Here is a 16,003-nt window from a genome sequence, read left to right on the forward strand (position 1 = left end):
GGGGAGAACCGTCGCAGCCCTGACGTGACGAAGGGGGCGTGCCGGTCCGGGACCGTCCGGACCGGCACGCCCCTCGTCGTCGTCGACCGGGGGTCGCCCGGGGCGTCATTCCGCCGAGGTCAGGTACTCCTCCACGCCGGGCGGCTGCGTGGCGTCCTCGACGGGCGCGGTGCCGCCGACGGAGTCCTGGGCGGGCCGGATGATGTAGGACTGCTTGCTGGACGGGCTGCCCGGGTCGGAGAAGTCCTGCGGGGAGCCGAGGCCGACGTCGACCTGGTCGCGGGAGCGGTGCGCCTCGACCAGCCCTTCGCGGGTGAGGTCCTTGGCGTCACAGGCCGCCTTCAGGCTCTCGCCCATGAGGACGGCGGCGTTGAAGCCGGAGAGCACCCCGGAGTCGACGAGGTCGCCGGGGTACGCCTCCTGGTAGTCGGCCACCATCTGCCTCACCTCCGGGAGTTCGGAGCTGACGGACGGGATGGCCGTCACGATGTGGAGCATGGCCTCCAGCGCCGGGGCGGCCGGGGTGTCCAGCAGTTGCGGCGCGAAGCCGGGGGCGCTGGTGACGACGGGCACCTCGAAGCCCGAGGCCGCCGCCACGCCCACGAGCGAGGCGGTCTGCGCGGGCCCGGCGCTGATGAGCATGGCGTCGACGTCCTCCCCGCGCACGGCGGTGACCTGGGCCGTCAGGTCGGTGTCGGTCGCCTTGATCTTCTGCTCGACGATGTCGATCCCGGCCTGCTCGGCCGCGTACGTCGAGCCCTGCACCGCGTTGGCCCCGTACTCGCCCTCGAAGTAGACGTGGCCGATCGTGTCCCCCTCCTTCAGGCCCTGTTCGCGGACGAGGAAGTCCACCGCCCGCATCATGTCCAGGTCGTAGGTGGTGCCGAGCACCTGGACGGCGTCGTGGCCCAGCAGCGAGGCGGACCACGCCTGGGGGAAGGAGAGCACGGCGTCGCGCTCGAGGTCGTCGATGAGGGCGTCGACCACCGGTGAGCCGATGACCTGCGGCATCGCGATCACGTCCGGGGAGATCTTGGAGTAGGCGGCCACGGCCTTCTGCACGTCGTAGCCGTGGTCCTCGACCTCGATCTCGATGGTGCGCCCGCAGATGCCGCCGTCGTCGTTGATCTGCTCGGCCCACATCTGCTGGGCCTGCACGATGCTCTTGCCGAGCGTGGCGTAGGGGCCGCTGAGGTCGGTGAGGGCGCCGAGGGTGATGGTCTCCTCGGTGACGCCGGGGCCCGTCTTCACGCCGTCGGCGCCGGTGCCCCCGCCGGAGTCGGACGCCTTGGTGCTGCACGCGGTGCCGAGGAGGGAGAGGGCGGCCAGGGCCGCGAGGGCGGCGGCCGGTCGTCTGATGCGGTTCACGGGCGGGACTCCTTGCGTTGCGCGGAGGGGACGGGCAGGGGGGTGGCGTGGGGGCCGGAGCCCGGCGGCGGGCCGGAGCCGGGCGGCGCGCCGGTGCCGGCGGCCGGGTCGGGCCCGGTGGGGCTGCGGTCCGGCCGGGCGCGGGCGGGGCGGCGGCGCAGCAGGCCGGCCAGCCCGCCGGGCGCGTAGCGCAGGACGACGATGATGGCGGCGCCGTAGAGGTAGCGCGCGGCCTCCGTCGGCCCGACGACGTGGCCGGGGCCGCCCGGCTCGTCGACGATCGGGAGGGCGTCGGCGTACCGGGCCATGACCAGGGGCAGCGCCGTGACGAACGCCGCTCCCGCCACGGCTCCGCCCACCGAGCCGAGCCCGCCGATGACGATCATGGCGAGGTAGTCGATGGAGAGGACCAGCCCGAAGTAGTCCGGCACGATCCGGCGGAAGGCGAGGGCGATGAGCGCGCCGGACAGGCCCGCGTACATGGAGGAGACGACGAACGCGGCCGAGCGGTAGCGGGCGACGGGCACGCCCATGACGGAGGCGGCCACCTCGCTGTCCCGCACCGCCGCCATGGCCCGGCCGGGTCGGCCGCGCAGGATGTTGCGGGCGGTGAACCAGGCCACGGCGAGCAGCGTCAGGCCGAGGTACCACAGCCGCTCCTCGGCGCCGAACGGCACGCCGAGGACCGACAGTTCCGGGTCCTGACTGGTGAAGGAGAAGCCGAACAGCTCGAAGGGCGCCACCGCGCGGCCGTTGTACCCGCCGGTGACGGACTCGGCGTTGAGCATGACGTGGTGGCCGATGAAGACGAGCGCCAGCGTCGCCACGCCGAGGTAGATGCCGCGCACCCGGCCGGAGACGGGGCTGAAGAGTCCGCCCGCCACCCCGGCCAGGCAGACGGCCAGCACCAGCGCGAGCGGCGCGGGCAGTCCGGGTCCGGGCTCACCGGCCAGCCAGGCGTAGCCGTAGGCGCCGACGGCGAGGAAGAAGGCGTGCCCCAGGGAGAGTTGGCCCGCTCCCCCGCTGAGCAGGTTCAGTCCGATGGCGCCGATGGCCGCCGCCATGGCGAACAGTCCGATCTGGAGCCAGTACGCCTCCGCGTAGAGCGGCAGCGCGCACAGCAGCAGGACGCCGGCGACGGCGAGGAGCGGACGCCGGGCCCGGGACGTCAGGGGCGTACGGGACGTCAGCGGGGCGCGGGACGTGCGGGCGGTGCGGTCAGACACGGACGGCCTCCTTCGTGCCCAGCAGGCCGTGCGGGCGAATCAGCAGGACGGTGATCATCACCAGGTAGGGCGCCACGTCGCCCAGGCCCCGCCCGAAACCGCTCAGTTCGCTCTGGTACCCGGCGGCCAGCGCCTCGGTCACGCCGATGAGCAGGCTGCCGACCAGCGCGCCCGGTGGGGACGTCATGCCGCCGAGGATGGCGGCGGGGAACGCCTTCAGGGCGATCTGCCCCGTCGTGCGCTCCAGTCCGGGGGCGGGGAAGGCGGTGAGGAAGAGGGCGGCGAGCGCGGCGAGCGCCCCGGCCAGGCACCAGGCAAGGGTGCGAATGCGGCTGAGCGGGATGCCCATGAGGGCGGCGGCCTCGCGGTCCTCGGCGGCGGCGCGCAGCGACAGGCCCCAGGAGGTGTAGCGGAACGCGGCGAACACCGCCCCGATGACGAGGACGGACACGGTGATGCAGGCGATGCGGCTGACGGGCACGGTGACGCCGCCCAGGGCGACGACCTCGTTGCCCCACGGGTCACCGAGGGAGAGCAGGTCCCCGCCGATGCGCCGGGCCAGTTCGGTGACGATCAGGATGTCGACGCCGATGGTGAGGATCGTGAGGATGTGGTGCTGCGACGGGTCCAGGCCGCGCAGCAGCAGCCGGTCGACGGCCCCCGCCAGGACGGCCGTCGCGAGGACGCCGACGGCGAGCGCCGCGAGGAAGCCGATGTGCTCGTGCAGGACGGCGGTGAGGTACCCGCCGAAGAGCAGCATCGAGCCCTGGGCGAAGTTCATCACCCCGGACGCCTTGAAGATGATGACGAAGCCGAGGGCGACCAGGGCGTAGACCGAGCCGAGGGCCAGGCCGTTGATCAGGATGTCGAGCGCTTGGTTCATGCGGGGGACTCCTGGTCGGCGCCGGACGGCGCGGCGTGCGGAGGTGTGGCGTCGGGAGCCGTGGACGGTGTCGGGTCGGTGCCGGGCCCGGCGGTGGCCGGGGTGCCGAGGTAGGCGCGGAGCACCGCCGGGTCGTTGCGGACCTCCTCGGGGGTGCCGCCCGCGATGCGGCGGCCGAAGTCCAGCACGGTGACCTCGTCGGCGAGCCGCATGACGAGCCCCATGTCGTGCTCCACCAGGACGACGGAGAGGCCGAGTTCGGCGCGCACGGTGCGGACGACGTCGGCCATCCGGTCCCGTTCGGCGCCGTTCATCCCGGCCACCGGCTCGTCCAGCAGCAGCACGCGCGGCTCCAGGCACAGGGCGCGCGCCAGCTCGACGCGCTTGCGGTCGCCGTAGGAGAGCAGGCCGACAGGCGTGTCGAACAGCGCGCCGAGCCCGGTGAGTTCGGCGAACTCGCGGGCCCGCCGCAGGTGCGTGCGCTGCTCGCGCACCGCGTGCGGCAGCCGCAGCGCGGCGGACGCGAAGCCCGCCTTCGTCAGCCCGTGCCGCCCGAGCATCAGGTTGTCGGCGACGGTCCCGGCGGTGGTGACGATGTTCTGGAAGGTGCGGGCCACCCCGAGCCCCGCGATGCGGTGCGGCGCGAGCCGGGTCAGCTCGTGCTCGCCGAGCCGGACGCTGCCCGACGCCGGGCGGCACACGCCGGAGAGGACGTTGAAGCAGGTCGACTTCCCGGCCCCGTTCGGCCCGATGAGGGCGTGCACGGTCCCGGGGCGGACGGTGAACCCGACGGCGTCCAGCGCGACGAGTCCGGCGAAGCGCACGGTGAGGTCCGTGACGGTCAGGGGCGGCGGCGGTGTCGGGGCGGTCGCGCTCATCCGGTGCTCACCCCCTCGCCGAGGTAGAGCCGGCCGACCTCGTCGGAGCGGGACAGCTCCTCGGCGGGTCCGGAGAGCCCGACCCGTCCGACCTCCAGCACGTAGGCGTGGTCGGCGAGGGCGAGCGCCATGGCCGCGTTCTGCTCCACGAGCAGCACGGACGTGCCCTGGGCGTGGATCTCGCGGACGACCTCCGCGATGCGCTCGACCATCAGCGGGGCCAGACCCAGCGACGGCTCGTCCAGCAGCAGGAGCCGGGGCCAGGCCATCAGGGCGCGCCCGATGGCGAGCATCTGCTGCTCGCCGCCGGACAGCAGCCCGGCACGCTGGCCGGTGCGCTCGGCGAGGCGGGGGAAGAGCCCGTAGACCCGCTCGCGGGCGGCGGTGTTCCCGCCGTCGGCGTCCCGCCGCACCCGGCCGAGGCCGCCGGCCCTCAGGTTCTCGTCGACCGTCATGCCTCCGAAGACGCGGCGGCCCTCGGGGACCTGCACGACGCCCGCCCGGACGGCCGCCACCGGGTCGGTGCCGTCCAGCGAGCGGTCCCCGTACGTCACGGTCCCGGCGGTGACGCCGCCCCGGTACAGGCGCAGCGTGCCGGACACCGCGCGCAGCAGCGTGGTCTTGCCCGCGCCGTTGGAGCCCAGCAGGGCGACGACGCCCCCGGCGGGCACGGTGAGGCTGACGTCGTCCAGGGCCGTGACGGCGCGGCCGTACCGCACCTGGAGGCCGTCGACCCGCAGGTCCGCCGGTCCGTCGCCGGGCGGCGCGCCGGAGCGGGAGGGAGGTGGCGCGCCGGGGCGCGCTCGGAAGCCGAACATGCACTCCTCCTCAAAGGCCGCCGCCGGCGGGGCCGGGCGAGGCGCGACGGCGGCACGGGGGCGGGGAACGCCCACACCACAGCACCCGCCGCGACGGGCGTACAGGGCCGCGCGGCATGTCGGGGGCGGCTCCCAGACTCCGGCCGTACCCGTTGTGCACCGGCACAGCGGGCGGGCGAACGTCCAGCGCACGGCCTTCGGAGCGGGTTGTGCCGGGGCCCACCGGCGGGTGGGCACGCCGAACGCACCCACCGGCGCCGGGGCGGGCCGGGGGTGCGGTCGGGTGCCGGCGCACGGGCCGGGGCACGCCGCCCCGGCCGGGGGCGTCAGCCGGGCAGGAGACGGCGTGCGGTGAGGGCCAGCGAGAGCTGCACCAGGTCCTCGGGACGGGAGAGCGAGCGGCCGGTGAGCTGTTCGCAGCGGCGCAGCCGGTTGAGCACGGTGTTGCGGTGGCAGTACAGCCGGGCCCCGGCGCGCGGCGCCGAACCGTCGCACTCCAGCCAGACGGTGAGGGTGTCCAGCAGCACGTCCCGGTCGGCCGGTTCCAGCCGCAGGAGCGGCCCCAGCACGCTGCGGGTCAGCGCGGCGGCGAGGGCGGGCGAGGAGACGGTGAGGGCGGCGGGCAGGTGGTCGTCCAGGACGACGGCCGGGCCGTCGGGGGTGGCGCAGCGCAGCGCGGTGTCGGCGAGCTTGCGGGCGTCGCCGAGCGCGGCCAGGCCCTCCACCACGGAGCTGACGCCCATGCGGGCGCCGGGCGGGAGGCGCAGGGCGTGGGCCACCTCCTGCGGCGTGGCGTCGCCGAGGAGGGCGATGGCGCGCACCGCCTCGCGGCCCTCGTCGTCCGGACCGCCGTGCCACAGCAGCCGGGTGCCGCGCCGGGCGACCGGCAGGCGTCCGCCCGGCAGGCCGCCGGCGTTCGCGCCGGTGACGGTGACGACGGCGTACCGGCCGTCCTCGGGGAGGTCGAGCGCGGCCGCCGCCTCGGGCAGGTCGGCGATGCGGGTGGTGCCGTCGAGCAGGCCCTGCACGAGGAGCCGCAGCCGGTTCTCCCGGCGCCAGGCGAGTTGCCGGTCGGTCTCCCGGAAGGCGTCCGCGACCAGGGCGCAGTGCTCGTCGACGAAGTTCCACACGTCGGCCGCGAGGTGCACCAGGAGCCGCACGTCGTCGGGGTCGGTGCGCTCGGTCTCCTCGATCAGCGCCTGCCAGACGATCGCGCCGCCGCGCCGGAAGGCGTGCAGCACGGCGTCCAGCGGAACGCCCTGTTCGGCCCGGTGCACCCCGATCTCCCAGGTGCAGCGGCGCGCGGCGTCCCGGAACTGGCGGGGGCGCACCAGCGAGCTGACGTTGTAGCGCAGCGAGCGGTGCACCTCCTGCCACACGTCGTCGCCGTCGGCCGCGATGGCGGCACGGTAGGACGTCTCCCGGTCACCGAGGTAGGTGACCAGGCGGTCGGTGAGCTGCGGCAGTTCCTCGATGAGGACGCGCGCGGCGCGGTGCAGGACCGCGAGGGCCTCGGGATCGGCCCGCGTCCGTACGGGCGGCGGCATGGCCGGCGCCCCGGCACGCGTACGGACCCGGGACAGTACGTCTGGCTGCATCAGAGTCCTCCACCTCGGTGGGCCCTGGCGTCAGGCGGGCGGACCGCCCGGCCGTCGGAGCACTCAGCATGACATACCACCCGGTCGGTAACCCAGACGAGCGACCGAAGTCGGCATCACTCCGTGACCTCCGGACGCCCCCGGCACCCCGGGCCCGCGCGGCTCAGAAGGCGGCCCACTCCGGCCGCTCCACCCGCCCCACCAACCTGGTCAGTTCCACGCGGGAGCGCACACCGAGCGCCGTGAAGACGTTGCGCAGGTGGTAGTCGACCGTGCGCGGGCTGACCCCGAGCAGTTCGGAGACCTCACGGTTGGTCGCCCCCTCGGCCACGTACCGGGTGATCCGCAGCTGTTGCGGGGTGAGCGCGCCGAGCGGCCAGCCGCCGCACGCCCCGACGTCGGCCAGCAGCCGGTGCGCCGCACGGCGGGCGGCGAGCGTGGCACCGGCGTACACCAGCCGGGCCACGACGGGCGGGTCGAAGCGCAGCGCCCCGCCGCCCGTCCGCACCAGCCCGGCGTGCTCGGCGGGCTCCAGGCAGACCGGGTCGAGCCCGGCGGCCCGCACCGCCCCGAGCCAGCGCCGGACGCCGTCCGCCGCGCCGTCCCGGCCCGCCGACCGCTCCGCGCCCGGCCCGGCCGCCCGGCGCAACGTGTCGGTGGCGGCCAGCAGCAGGGCGGTGCGGGTGTCGGCGGGCAGCTCCCGCACCCGGGCCGCGTACCGGCCGAGCAGCGAGCCGGGCGGGTGGGGCCCCTCCCAGGCGGGCGCGCCCGGCCCGGCGGCCCCCGGCAGGGCCGCGAGTTCGGCCAGCACCCCGGGGACGCCGCCCGCCTCGGCCAGCAGCCGCTCCCGCGCCCCGGTGTCCGGACCGGCGGGCAGCAGGTCGTCCAGGAGCGCCGCGCACGACGCCCGGCCCAGCCGCCCGACGTGGCGCACCGGCAGTCCGGCGAACTCCGGCGCGTCGGCCGCGTCCCGTTCCACGGTCAGCACCAGCCCCACGGCGAGCCCCTGGCCCAGTCGGCGGGCGGCGAAACCGAGGGCCGAGCGGGAGGCCGCGTCGATGTGGTGGGCGTCGTCCACGCACAGCAGCACCGGCCCGGCGGACGCGGTCAGGGCGCGCAGCGCGCGCAGCAGTTCCAGCGCGGCCGGCCGGTCGCCGGGCCACCGCGCCGGGGGCGCCGCGAGGCCGAGCGCGGCGGCCCGGCTGAGCACGGCGTGCAGCCCGGCGTGCGGCCAGCCGCGCTCGGCGAGGACCCCGGCGACGTCCACCACGGGCCCCGGCCGGAACGCCCGCGCCGCGTACCGGAGCAGGGTCGTGCGCCCGCAGCCGGGGGGCGCGGTGAGGAGCAGGGCGCCGCCGTGGCCGTGCCGCACACCGTCCAGCAGCGCGTGGAGGTCGGTGAGCTCGGCGTCCCGGCCATGCGGCCCGGCGGGGCGGGACGAGAGGGAGCCTGCGCGCGTCATCCCGCCATCATCGGGACCGGCCACCGGGGTGCGGCAAGGGGCGGTCCCCCAGCATGCCGAGGGCGGGGCTGTGCCTCGGCACAGCCCCGCCCTCGGGTGAACGTCAGGAGGAGTGGGGGCAGTTGCCCCGGTACTCCTCGATGGTGAGGCTCGGGCGCGGGATCGGGCAGAGGAACTGCTCGTAGCGCGTGTCGTCGTCGATGAAGCGCTTCAGCCAGGAGATGCCGTACTTCGCGATGGTGGTGTTGGAGAAGTTGGGCGCGAAGTGGTCGGCGTTGTTCAGCTCCAGGTACGCGCGGTCGAGGTCACCGGGCAGGGACTCGTAGAACGGCTCCGAGTGTGTGGCCACGGGGGCGACGCTGTCGCGCTCGGCGCCCACGATGAGGGTGGGCGTGCGCAGTTCGGGCCAGCGCTTGTCCGTGTTCCACGGGGTGAGCGGCACGGCGGCCTTCAGGCTGGGCCGCTCCTTGGCGGCCTCCAGTGACCCGCCGCCGCCCATGGAGTGGCCCATCACGCCCAGCCGGTCCGGGTCGATGCGGTCGCGGACGCTGCTGTCCTCGGTCAGGTAGTCGAGCGCGGCGAGGAGCTGGTCGCCCCGGCTGGCGGGGAAGTCGAAGCGCGAGTTCGTGTCGATGACGATGATGACGAAGCCCCGGGAGGCCAGGCGCGGGCCGAGCCATTCCATCGTCTCCTTGCCCGCCGTGTAGCCGGGCGAGACGGCCACCGCGCCGAACGTGCCGTCGCTGGTGTCGGTCGGGTAGTAGACGGTGCCGCCGCCGAAGCCCCTGACGTACCAGGACGGGACGTCGAAGTCGTCGACGGAGTAGTGGCCGAGGGGGGCTTCGACGCTCGACTCCGTGGGGGCCGGGCCGCGCTCGTAGGGGTTGTCGGCCGCCACGGTGACGGGGGCGCCCTCGGTGGCCTGGGCGCCGTGGGCGGCCTGGGCGCCGCTGAGGAGGAGGAGCCCGGCGATGCCGGCCGAGGCGAGACGTGAGCGATGGGTGCGCACGGTGGGGGTCCTTCCGGTCAGTGCCGTTGACCCCGCCACGATGGCGCTCCGGTCGCGTGGCCGCCCCGGTGTAATCGCCAGTGTCCGCCTCGGACCGCCCGACGCCGGACCGCCCGCCTCGGACCGCCCGGCCCGGCGTCGGGCGGCCTCTGGCCGCCTCAGCCCCGGCGGCGCGGCGCCAGGTCCGCCACCGAACCCGGCCCGCCGCGCAGCGGCGGCGGGGACGCGGGGTGGTTGCGCCGCTGCCCCGGCAACGGCACCTCCTGGCGCGCCGATGGCCCGGGATACTGCGGCTGGTGCGGCTGCTGGGGGGCGTCGGCGCGCTCCTGCACCGGGCCGGGCCCGGCCACCGCGATCTGCACCCCCTGGTCCGCCAGGGCCTGCAACTCCCCGCCCGCCCGCTCGTTCTCGGCCGGGGGCTCGTCCGTCACCAGGTGGGTGATGAGGTCGGTCGGCACCGTCTGGAACATGGTGTCCGTGCCCAGCTTCGTGTGGTCGGCGACGACGACCACCTCGGCGGCGGACTGCACGAGCGCCCGGTCCACGCTGGCGGACAGCATGTTGGAGGTGGACAGCCCTCGTTCGGCCGTCAGACCACTGCCGGAGAGGAACGCACGCGAGACCCGCAGCCCGTGCAGCGACTGCTCGGCACCGCTGCCGACCAGGGCGTAGTTGGAGCCGCGCAGCGTGCCGCCCGTCATCACGACCTCCACCCGGTTGGCGTGCGCGAGGGCCTGCGCGACCAGCAGGGAGTTGGTGACGACGGTCAGGCCCGGCACCCGGGCCAAGCGCCGGGCCAGCTCCTGCGTGGTGGTCCCGGCACCGACGACGATGGCCTCGCCCTCCTGGACCAGCCCGGCGGCCAGGTCGGCGATGGCCGTCTTCTCCGCGGTGGCCAGGTGCGACTTGTGCGGGAACCCGGACTCCCGGGTGTACCCGCCGGGCAGCACCGCACCGCCGTGCCGGCGGTCCAGCAGCCCTTCGGACTCCAGGGCGCGGACGTCGCGCCGCACGGTGACTTCGGAGGTCTGGACGACGCGGGCCAACTCCCGGAGCGACACCGCTCCGTTGGCCCGGACCATCTCGAGGATCAATTGTCGACGTTCTGCAGCGAACACAGAACTGACAGTAACGTGAAAGACCGCCAACTTTCAGCTATATGCCGCAATTAACCGAAGATGGCCATGTCGCACACCGCGATGTGGTAGAGGCGGACCGCCGCGCAGCGGGAGGTGCGTCCCGTAGCGGCCGGCCTCAGTCCTGCGCCGCCTTGCGGGTGTGCAACTGCCGCGCCACCTCGGCGATCGAGCCCGACAGCGACGGGTACACGGTGAAGGCGTTGGCGATCTGCTCCACGGTCAGGTTGTTGTCCACGGCGATCGAGATCGGGTGGATCAACTCGCTCGCGCGCGGCGACACGACGACACCGCCCACCACGATGCCGGTGCCCGGACGGCAGAACAGCTTCACGAAACCGTCCCGCACACCCTGCATCTTCGCGCGCGGGTTACGCAGCAGCGGCAGCTTGACCGTCCACGCGTCGATGCGGCCCTCGTCCGCGTCGGCCTGCGAGTAGCCGACGGTGGCGATCTCCGGGTCGGTGAAGATGTTCGCCGACACCGTCTTGAGGTCCAGCGGCGCCACCGTCTCACCGAGGATGTGGTACATCGCCACCCGGCCCTGCTTCGCCGCGACGGAGGCCAGCGCGAGGACGCCCGTGCAGTCACCGGCCGCGTAGACGCCGGGCGCCGTCGTCCGGGAGACCTTGTCCGTCCAGATGTGGCCGGATTCCTTCAGCCGCACCCCGGCCTCCTCCAGGCCCAGCCCCGAGGTGTTGGGCACCGCGCCGACCGCCATCAGGCAGTGCGAGCCGGTGATCACGCGCCCGTCGGAGAGCGTCACCTCCACCCGGTCCCCGACCCGCTTGGCCGACGCGGCGCGGGAGCGGGCCATGACGTTCATCCCCCGGCGCCGGAAGACGTCCTCCAGGACGGCGGCGGCGTCCGGGTCCTCGCCGGGCAGCACCCGGTCGCGCGAGGAGACGAGCGTGACGTGCGAACCCAGCGACTGGTAGGCCCCGGCGAACTCGGCACCCGTCACACCGGAGCCGACGACGATCAGCTCCTCCGGCAGCTCGTCCAGGTCGTAGACCTGCTTCCAGTTCAGGATGCGCTCGCCGTCCGGCTGCGCGTCCGGGATCTCCCTCGGGTGACCGCCGGTGGAGATGAGCACGGCGTCCGCCGTCAGCGTCTCCTCGGTGCCGTCGGCCGCCGTCACCACGACCGTGCGCGAGCCGTCCGGGCCCTGTTGCGGCTCCAGCCGTCCGCGCCCGCGCATGACGCGGGCCCCCGCGCGGGTCACCGAGGCGGTGATGTCGTGCGACTGGGCCAGGGCCAGCCGTTTCACCCGGCGGTTCACCTTGCCCAGGTCCACGCCGATGCCGTCCTCCGCCCCGTCCCCGCCGAGCGTGATGCCCAGCTCCTGGTAGGAGGAGTCGAAGTTCGTCTTGACCTCCGCCGTGGCGATCAGGGTCTTGGACGGGACGCAGTCGGTCAGCACCGACGCGCCGCCGAGGCCGTCGAGGTCGACGACCGTCACCTCCGCCCCGAGCTGCGCGGCCACCAGCCCCGCCTCGTATCCGCCGGGTCCGCCACCGATAATCACGATCCGAGTCACGTGCTCCAGTGTCCCTCACGACCCCCCGCCGTGCGCGAGGGGCACCCTTCGGCCACCCAGGTGCCGTCGGGCGCTCCCGTACCCTTTGACGCATGTCGCTCTACGCCGCGTACGCAGGAAACCTGGACGCCCGGCTGATGGCCCGCCGCGCCCCGCACTCCCCGCTGCGCGGCACCGGCTGGATCACGGACTGGCGGCTGACCTTCGGCGGGGAGCACATGGGCTGGGAGGGCGCATTGGCCACCCTCGTCGAGTCGCCGCGCTCGGAGGTCTTCGTCGCGCTCTACGACATCGCCCCGATGGACGAGGACGGCATGGACCGCTGGGAGGGCGTCGGCCTCGACATCTACCGCCGCATGCGCGTGCGCGTGCACACCCTCGACGGCGACGAGGCGGCGTGGATCTACGTGCTGAACGGCTTCGAGGGCGGCCTGCCCTCCCCCCGGTACCTCGGGGAGATCGCCGACGCCGCCGAGTCGGCGGGCGCCCCGCACGACTACGTGATGACGCTGCGCAAGCACCCCTGCTGACGCCGCGGCCCCGCTGACGCCGCCGACCTGCGCCCTTCCGGCTGCCGCCCGGCCTGAGCGGCCCGCCCGAGTCCGCCGTCCCGGCGCGGCGGGAGGGACGCACGAACGGGCACCCCCGCGGTTCGTGGTTTCCACCGGAGTCCGCCAGGGCTTCTACGCGCGTAGCCAAAAAGCGGCTACCCTCTTCGCGTGAACGTTTCAGATACCCCTGCCGACCCTTACCTCGCCGCCGACGCGGCCGCGGCCCGGCTGCGCGAGCTGACCGGCGCCGAGACCCACGACGTCGCCCTGGTCATGGGCTCCGGCTGGGTGCCCGCCGCCGAGGCGCTGGGCACGCCGGAGGCGGGGTACTCGGAGTTCCCCGTCACGGAGCTGCCCGGGTTCCCCGCGCCCGCCGTCGCCGGCCACGCCGGCACGGTCCGCTCCTACGAGCTCGGTGACAAGCGCGCCCTCGTCTTCCTGGGACGCACCCACTACTACGAGGGCAAGGGCGTCGCCGCCGTCGCGCACGGCGTGCGGACCGCCGTCGCCGCCGGCTGCAAGACCGTCGTCCTGACCAACGGCTGCGGCGGCCTGCGCCCGGGCATGCGCCCCGGCCAGCCCGTCCTGATCAGCGACCACATCAACATGACGGCCGCCTCCCCGATCGTCGGCGCCAACTTCGTCGACCTGACCGACCTGTACTCGCCGCGCCTGCGCGCCCTGTGCAAGGAGGTCGACCCCTCGCTGGAGGAGGGCGTCTACGTGCAGCTCCCCGGGCCGCACTACGAGACGCCCGCCGAGATCGGCATGGTCCGCGCCGTCGGCGGGGACCTCGTGGGCATGTCGACGACGCTGGAGGCCATCGCCGCACGCGAGGCGGGCGCGGAGGTGCTGGGCATCTCGCTCGTCACCAACCTCGCCGCCGGCATGACCGGTGAGCCCCTCAACCACGAGGAGGTCCTCCAGGCCGGCCGCGAGTCGGCGACGCGGATGGGCGCCCTGCTCGCGCAGGTGCTCGGCCGCATCTGAGCAGCCCAGGGCGGCCCGCCCGTGGGCGCCCACGGCAGCCCCGGTACCGAACCGACCCCCGAAGGTGACCCCGTGACCGCACAGCAGGATCTCATCGCGCAGGCCCGCACCTGGCTGGCCGAGGACCCGGACCCGGACACCCGCGCCGAGCTGGCCGCCCTCCTGGACGGTCGGGACGCCGGGGACGCCGACCGCCGCGCCGAGCTGGCCGACCGCTTCGCCGGCACCCTCCAGTTCGGCACCGCCGGGCTCCGCGGTGAGCTGGGCGCGGGTCCGATGCGGATGAACCGGGCGGTGGTGATCCGGGCCGCCGCCGGGCTCGCCGCGTACCTGAAGGGCAACGGCGACGCGGACGGGCTCGTCGTCATCGGCTACGACGCCCGGCACAAGAGCGAGGCGTTCGCCCGCGACACGGCCGCCGTCATGGTCGGGGCGGGGCTGCGCGCCGCCCTCCTCCCCCGCCCGCTGCCGACGCCCGTGCTGGCGTTCGCCGTGCGGCACCTCGGCGCGGTCGCGGGCGTCACCGTCACGGCGAGCCACAACCCGCCGCAGGACAACGGGTACAAGGTCTACCTCGGCGACGGCCGCCAGATCGTCCCGCCCGCCGACGCGGACATCGCCGCGCGCATCGCCGCCGTCGGCGCGCTCGCCGACGTCCCCCGCGCGGAGAGCGGCTGGACGGTGCTCGGCGAGGACGTCGTCGACGCCTACCTCGACCGCGCGATGGCCGTCCTGGACGCCGACGGGCCGCGTGACGTGCGGATCGTGCACACCTCCCTGCACGGCGTGGGCGCCGCCACGGTGGCCGCCGCGTTCGAGCGGGCCGGGTTCCCCGCGCCCCTTCACGTCGCGGAGCAGGCCGAACCCGACCCCGACTTCCCCACCGTCGCCTTCCCCAACCCCGAAGAGCCCGGCGCGATGGACCTGGCCTTCGCCACCGCCCGCGCCGCCGCCTCCGGCGGGTCCGGTGGCCCCGGCGCGTCCGGTGGCGCCCCGGACCTCGTCATCGCCAACGACCCCGACGCCGACCGGTGCGCCGTCGCCGTCCCGGACCCCTCCGCCGCGTCCGGCTGGCGCATGCTGCACGGCGACGAGGTCGGCGCGCTCCTGGCCGTCCACCTCGTCCGCAAGGGCGTCACCGGGACGCTCGCCGAGTCGATCGTCTCCTCCACCCTGCTCGGCCGCATCGCCCACGCCGCCGGGCTGCCGCACGCCGAGACGCTCACCGGCTTCAAGTGGATCGCCCGCGCACCGGGCCTCGCCTACGGCTACGAGGAGGCCCTCGGCTACTGCGTGGACCCGGAGGGCGTCAGCGACAAGGACGGCGTCACGGCCGCCCTCGCCGTCGCCGAGCTGGCCGCCGGACTCAAGGCCGACGGCCGCTCCCTGACCGACCTCCTCGACGAACTCGCCGTCACCCACGGCCTGCACGCCACCGACCAGCTCTCCGTGCGCGTCCAGGACCTCTCCCTCATCACCGAGGCGATGGCCCGGCTGCGCTCGACGCCACCGACCGCCCTCGCGGGCCTCACCGTCGCCCGGGCGGACGACCTGTCCGCAGGGACGGCCGACCTGCCGCCCACCGACGGGCTGCGGTACCACCTGACCGGCGCGGCCCGGGCCCGCGTCATCGTGCGGCCCAGCGGCACCGAGCCGAAGATCAAGTGCTACCTGGAGGTCGTCGTCCCGGTGGCCGACGCCGCAGCCCTGCCCGCCGCCCGCGCGGAGGCCGCCGCCCTCCTCGACGCCCTGCGCACCGACGTCGCCCGGGCGGCCGGCCTCTGACCGGCACCGCACCGTGAGACGATCCCCCACGACGGAGCGCCCGCTCCGGGAGTGAAGGGCGACGATGTACGCGATACCTCTCGGTGACGACGGCGCGGAGCTGCGCCCCCTGGAACCCTGGCACGCCGAGGAGTTCTTCCACCACATCGACCGGGGCCGGGAGTTCATCGGCCGCCACGTCGGCCTGCCCGACCTCGTCACGGACGTCGACACCGGCCGCGCCCACCTGCGGCGATACGTGGAGAAGGCCGCCGCCGACGCCGGGCGGATCTACGGGATCTGGGCCGACGGCACGCTCGTCGGCGGCGTCCTGTTCGTCAGCTTCGACGTCCGGCAGGGCGTCGCCGAGGCGGGCTGCTGGCTGGAACCCTCCGCCGTCGGCCGGGGCCTGGTGACGCGGGCCGCGCGCGTGATCATCGACTGGGCCGTCGAGGAGCGCGGCATCCACCGCGTCGAGTGGCACGTCTCCTCGGCGAACGCCCCCAGCATCGCCGTGGCCAGACGGCTCGGGATGACGAAGGAGGGGGTCCTGCGCCAGAGCCACCTCTACCGGGGCGAGCGGCAGGACATGGAGGTCTGGTCCGTCCTCGCCCCCGAGTGGCGCGCCGCCCGCACCCCCGACACCCCGCACGCCGGAGCCGTGTGACCCACGTCACCGAAGCCCGGCCGTCCGGTGCGATGATTTCCCGGCGGCTCGGCCGTCCATCCCCTCGTACACATCGAGCACGTCGTCACGACTGACCGGACCACGGGAGTGAA

13 protein-coding genes and 2 pseudogenes are annotated in these 16,003 nt (G+C 74.9%); 4 read left to right on the top strand and 11 right to left on the bottom strand.

What is annotated here, in order from left to right; all coding sequences use genetic code 11:
* Positions 1–105: 105 nt before the first annotated feature.
* The 11 genes and pseudogenes from V6D49_RS08710 to V6D49_RS08755 form a co-directional block, all read right to left on the bottom strand.
* Positions 106–1,368 (bottom strand): ABC transporter substrate-binding protein, encoded by a 1,263-nt coding sequence (locus V6D49_RS08710; protein ID WP_340558567.1) that lies wholly within the window; start codon positions 1,366–1,368, stop codon positions 106–108.
* The gene (locus V6D49_RS08715) at positions 1,365–2,594 is read right to left on the bottom strand and encodes a branched-chain amino acid ABC transporter permease (protein WP_445330490.1); all 1,230 of its coding nucleotides are present in this window, start codon (positions 2,592–2,594) and stop codon (positions 1,365–1,367) included. Before V6D49_RS08715 ends, V6D49_RS08710 begins: the two co-directional genes overlap by 4 nt.
* Positions 2,587–3,477: a branched-chain amino acid ABC transporter permease gene (locus V6D49_RS08720; protein ID WP_340558569.1), complete on the bottom strand. Its 891-nt coding sequence runs from the start codon at positions 3,475–3,477 to the stop codon at positions 2,587–2,589. Before V6D49_RS08720 ends, V6D49_RS08715 begins: the two co-directional genes overlap by 8 nt.
* Complete coding sequence (locus V6D49_RS08725; RefSeq protein ID WP_340558570.1) at positions 3,474–4,355, bottom strand: ABC transporter ATP-binding protein; 882 nt, start codon at positions 4,353–4,355, stop codon at positions 3,474–3,476. Before V6D49_RS08725 ends, V6D49_RS08720 begins: the two co-directional genes overlap by 4 nt.
* On the bottom strand, positions 4,352–5,173 hold the full coding sequence (locus V6D49_RS08730) for an ABC transporter ATP-binding protein (RefSeq protein ID WP_340558572.1): 822 nt from the start codon (positions 5,171–5,173) through the stop codon (positions 4,352–4,354). The genes V6D49_RS08725 and V6D49_RS08730 overlap by 4 nt, the downstream gene beginning before the upstream one ends.
* Before the next feature lie 326 nt (positions 5,174–5,499).
* Positions 5,500–6,771 (bottom strand): PucR family transcriptional regulator, encoded by a 1,272-nt coding sequence (locus tag V6D49_RS08735; RefSeq protein WP_340558574.1) that lies wholly within the window; start codon positions 6,769–6,771, stop codon positions 5,500–5,502.
* Positions 6,772–6,934: 163 nt separating this feature from the next.
* A pseudogene (locus tag V6D49_RS26200) lies at positions 6,935–7,156 on the bottom strand (helix-turn-helix domain-containing protein); the annotation flags it as partial.
* A gap of 630 nt (positions 7,157–7,786) precedes the next feature.
* A pseudogene (locus V6D49_RS26205) lies at positions 7,787–8,233 on the bottom strand (ATP-binding protein); the annotation flags it as partial.
* A 103-nt stretch (positions 8,234–8,336) separates the two neighbouring features.
* The gene (locus V6D49_RS08745; RefSeq protein WP_445330628.1) at positions 8,337–9,284 is read right to left on the bottom strand and encodes a poly(ethylene terephthalate) hydrolase family protein; all 948 of its coding nucleotides are present in this window, start codon (positions 9,282–9,284) and stop codon (positions 8,337–8,339) included.
* Positions 9,285–9,400: 116 nt separating this feature from the next.
* Positions 9,401–10,324, bottom strand: coding sequence for a DeoR/GlpR family DNA-binding transcription regulator (locus tag V6D49_RS08750; protein ID WP_445330629.1), 924 nt, complete (start codon positions 10,322–10,324; stop codon positions 9,401–9,403).
* Between the two features lie 172 nt (positions 10,325–10,496).
* Positions 10,497–11,927, bottom strand: coding sequence for an NAD(P)H-quinone dehydrogenase (locus V6D49_RS08755; RefSeq protein WP_340563806.1), 1,431 nt, complete (start codon positions 11,925–11,927; stop codon positions 10,497–10,499).
* A gap of 83 nt (positions 11,928–12,010) precedes the next feature.
* Between V6D49_RS08755 and V6D49_RS08760 the strand changes: the two genes are divergently transcribed.
* The 4 genes from V6D49_RS08760 to V6D49_RS08775 all read left to right on the top strand — a co-directional run bounded on the left by V6D49_RS08760 (position 12,011) and on the right by V6D49_RS08775 (position 15,890).
* The gene (locus tag V6D49_RS08760; protein ID WP_340558580.1) at positions 12,011–12,448 is read left to right on the top strand and encodes a gamma-glutamylcyclotransferase; all 438 of its coding nucleotides are present in this window, start codon (positions 12,011–12,013) and stop codon (positions 12,446–12,448) included.
* Positions 12,449–12,637: 189 nt separating this feature from the next.
* On the top strand, positions 12,638–13,459 hold the full coding sequence (locus V6D49_RS08765) for a purine-nucleoside phosphorylase (RefSeq protein ID WP_340558581.1): 822 nt from the start codon (positions 12,638–12,640) through the stop codon (positions 13,457–13,459).
* Between the two features lie 72 nt (positions 13,460–13,531).
* Positions 13,532–15,244 carry a phospho-sugar mutase gene (locus V6D49_RS08770; protein WP_340558582.1) on the top strand — a complete coding sequence of 571 codons (1,713 nt, stop codon included), beginning with the start codon at positions 13,532–13,534 and terminating at the stop codon, positions 15,242–15,244.
* Positions 15,245–15,308: 64 nt separating this feature from the next.
* Positions 15,309–15,890 carry a GNAT family N-acetyltransferase gene (locus tag V6D49_RS08775; RefSeq protein ID WP_340558583.1) on the top strand — a complete coding sequence of 194 codons (582 nt, stop codon included), beginning with the start codon at positions 15,309–15,311 and terminating at the stop codon, positions 15,888–15,890.
* Positions 15,891–16,003: the final 113 nt, after the last annotated feature.

This window comes from Streptomyces sp. GSL17-111 (assembly GCF_037911585.1).
Classification (GTDB): Bacteria; Actinomycetota; Actinomycetes; order Streptomycetales; family Streptomycetaceae; genus Streptomyces.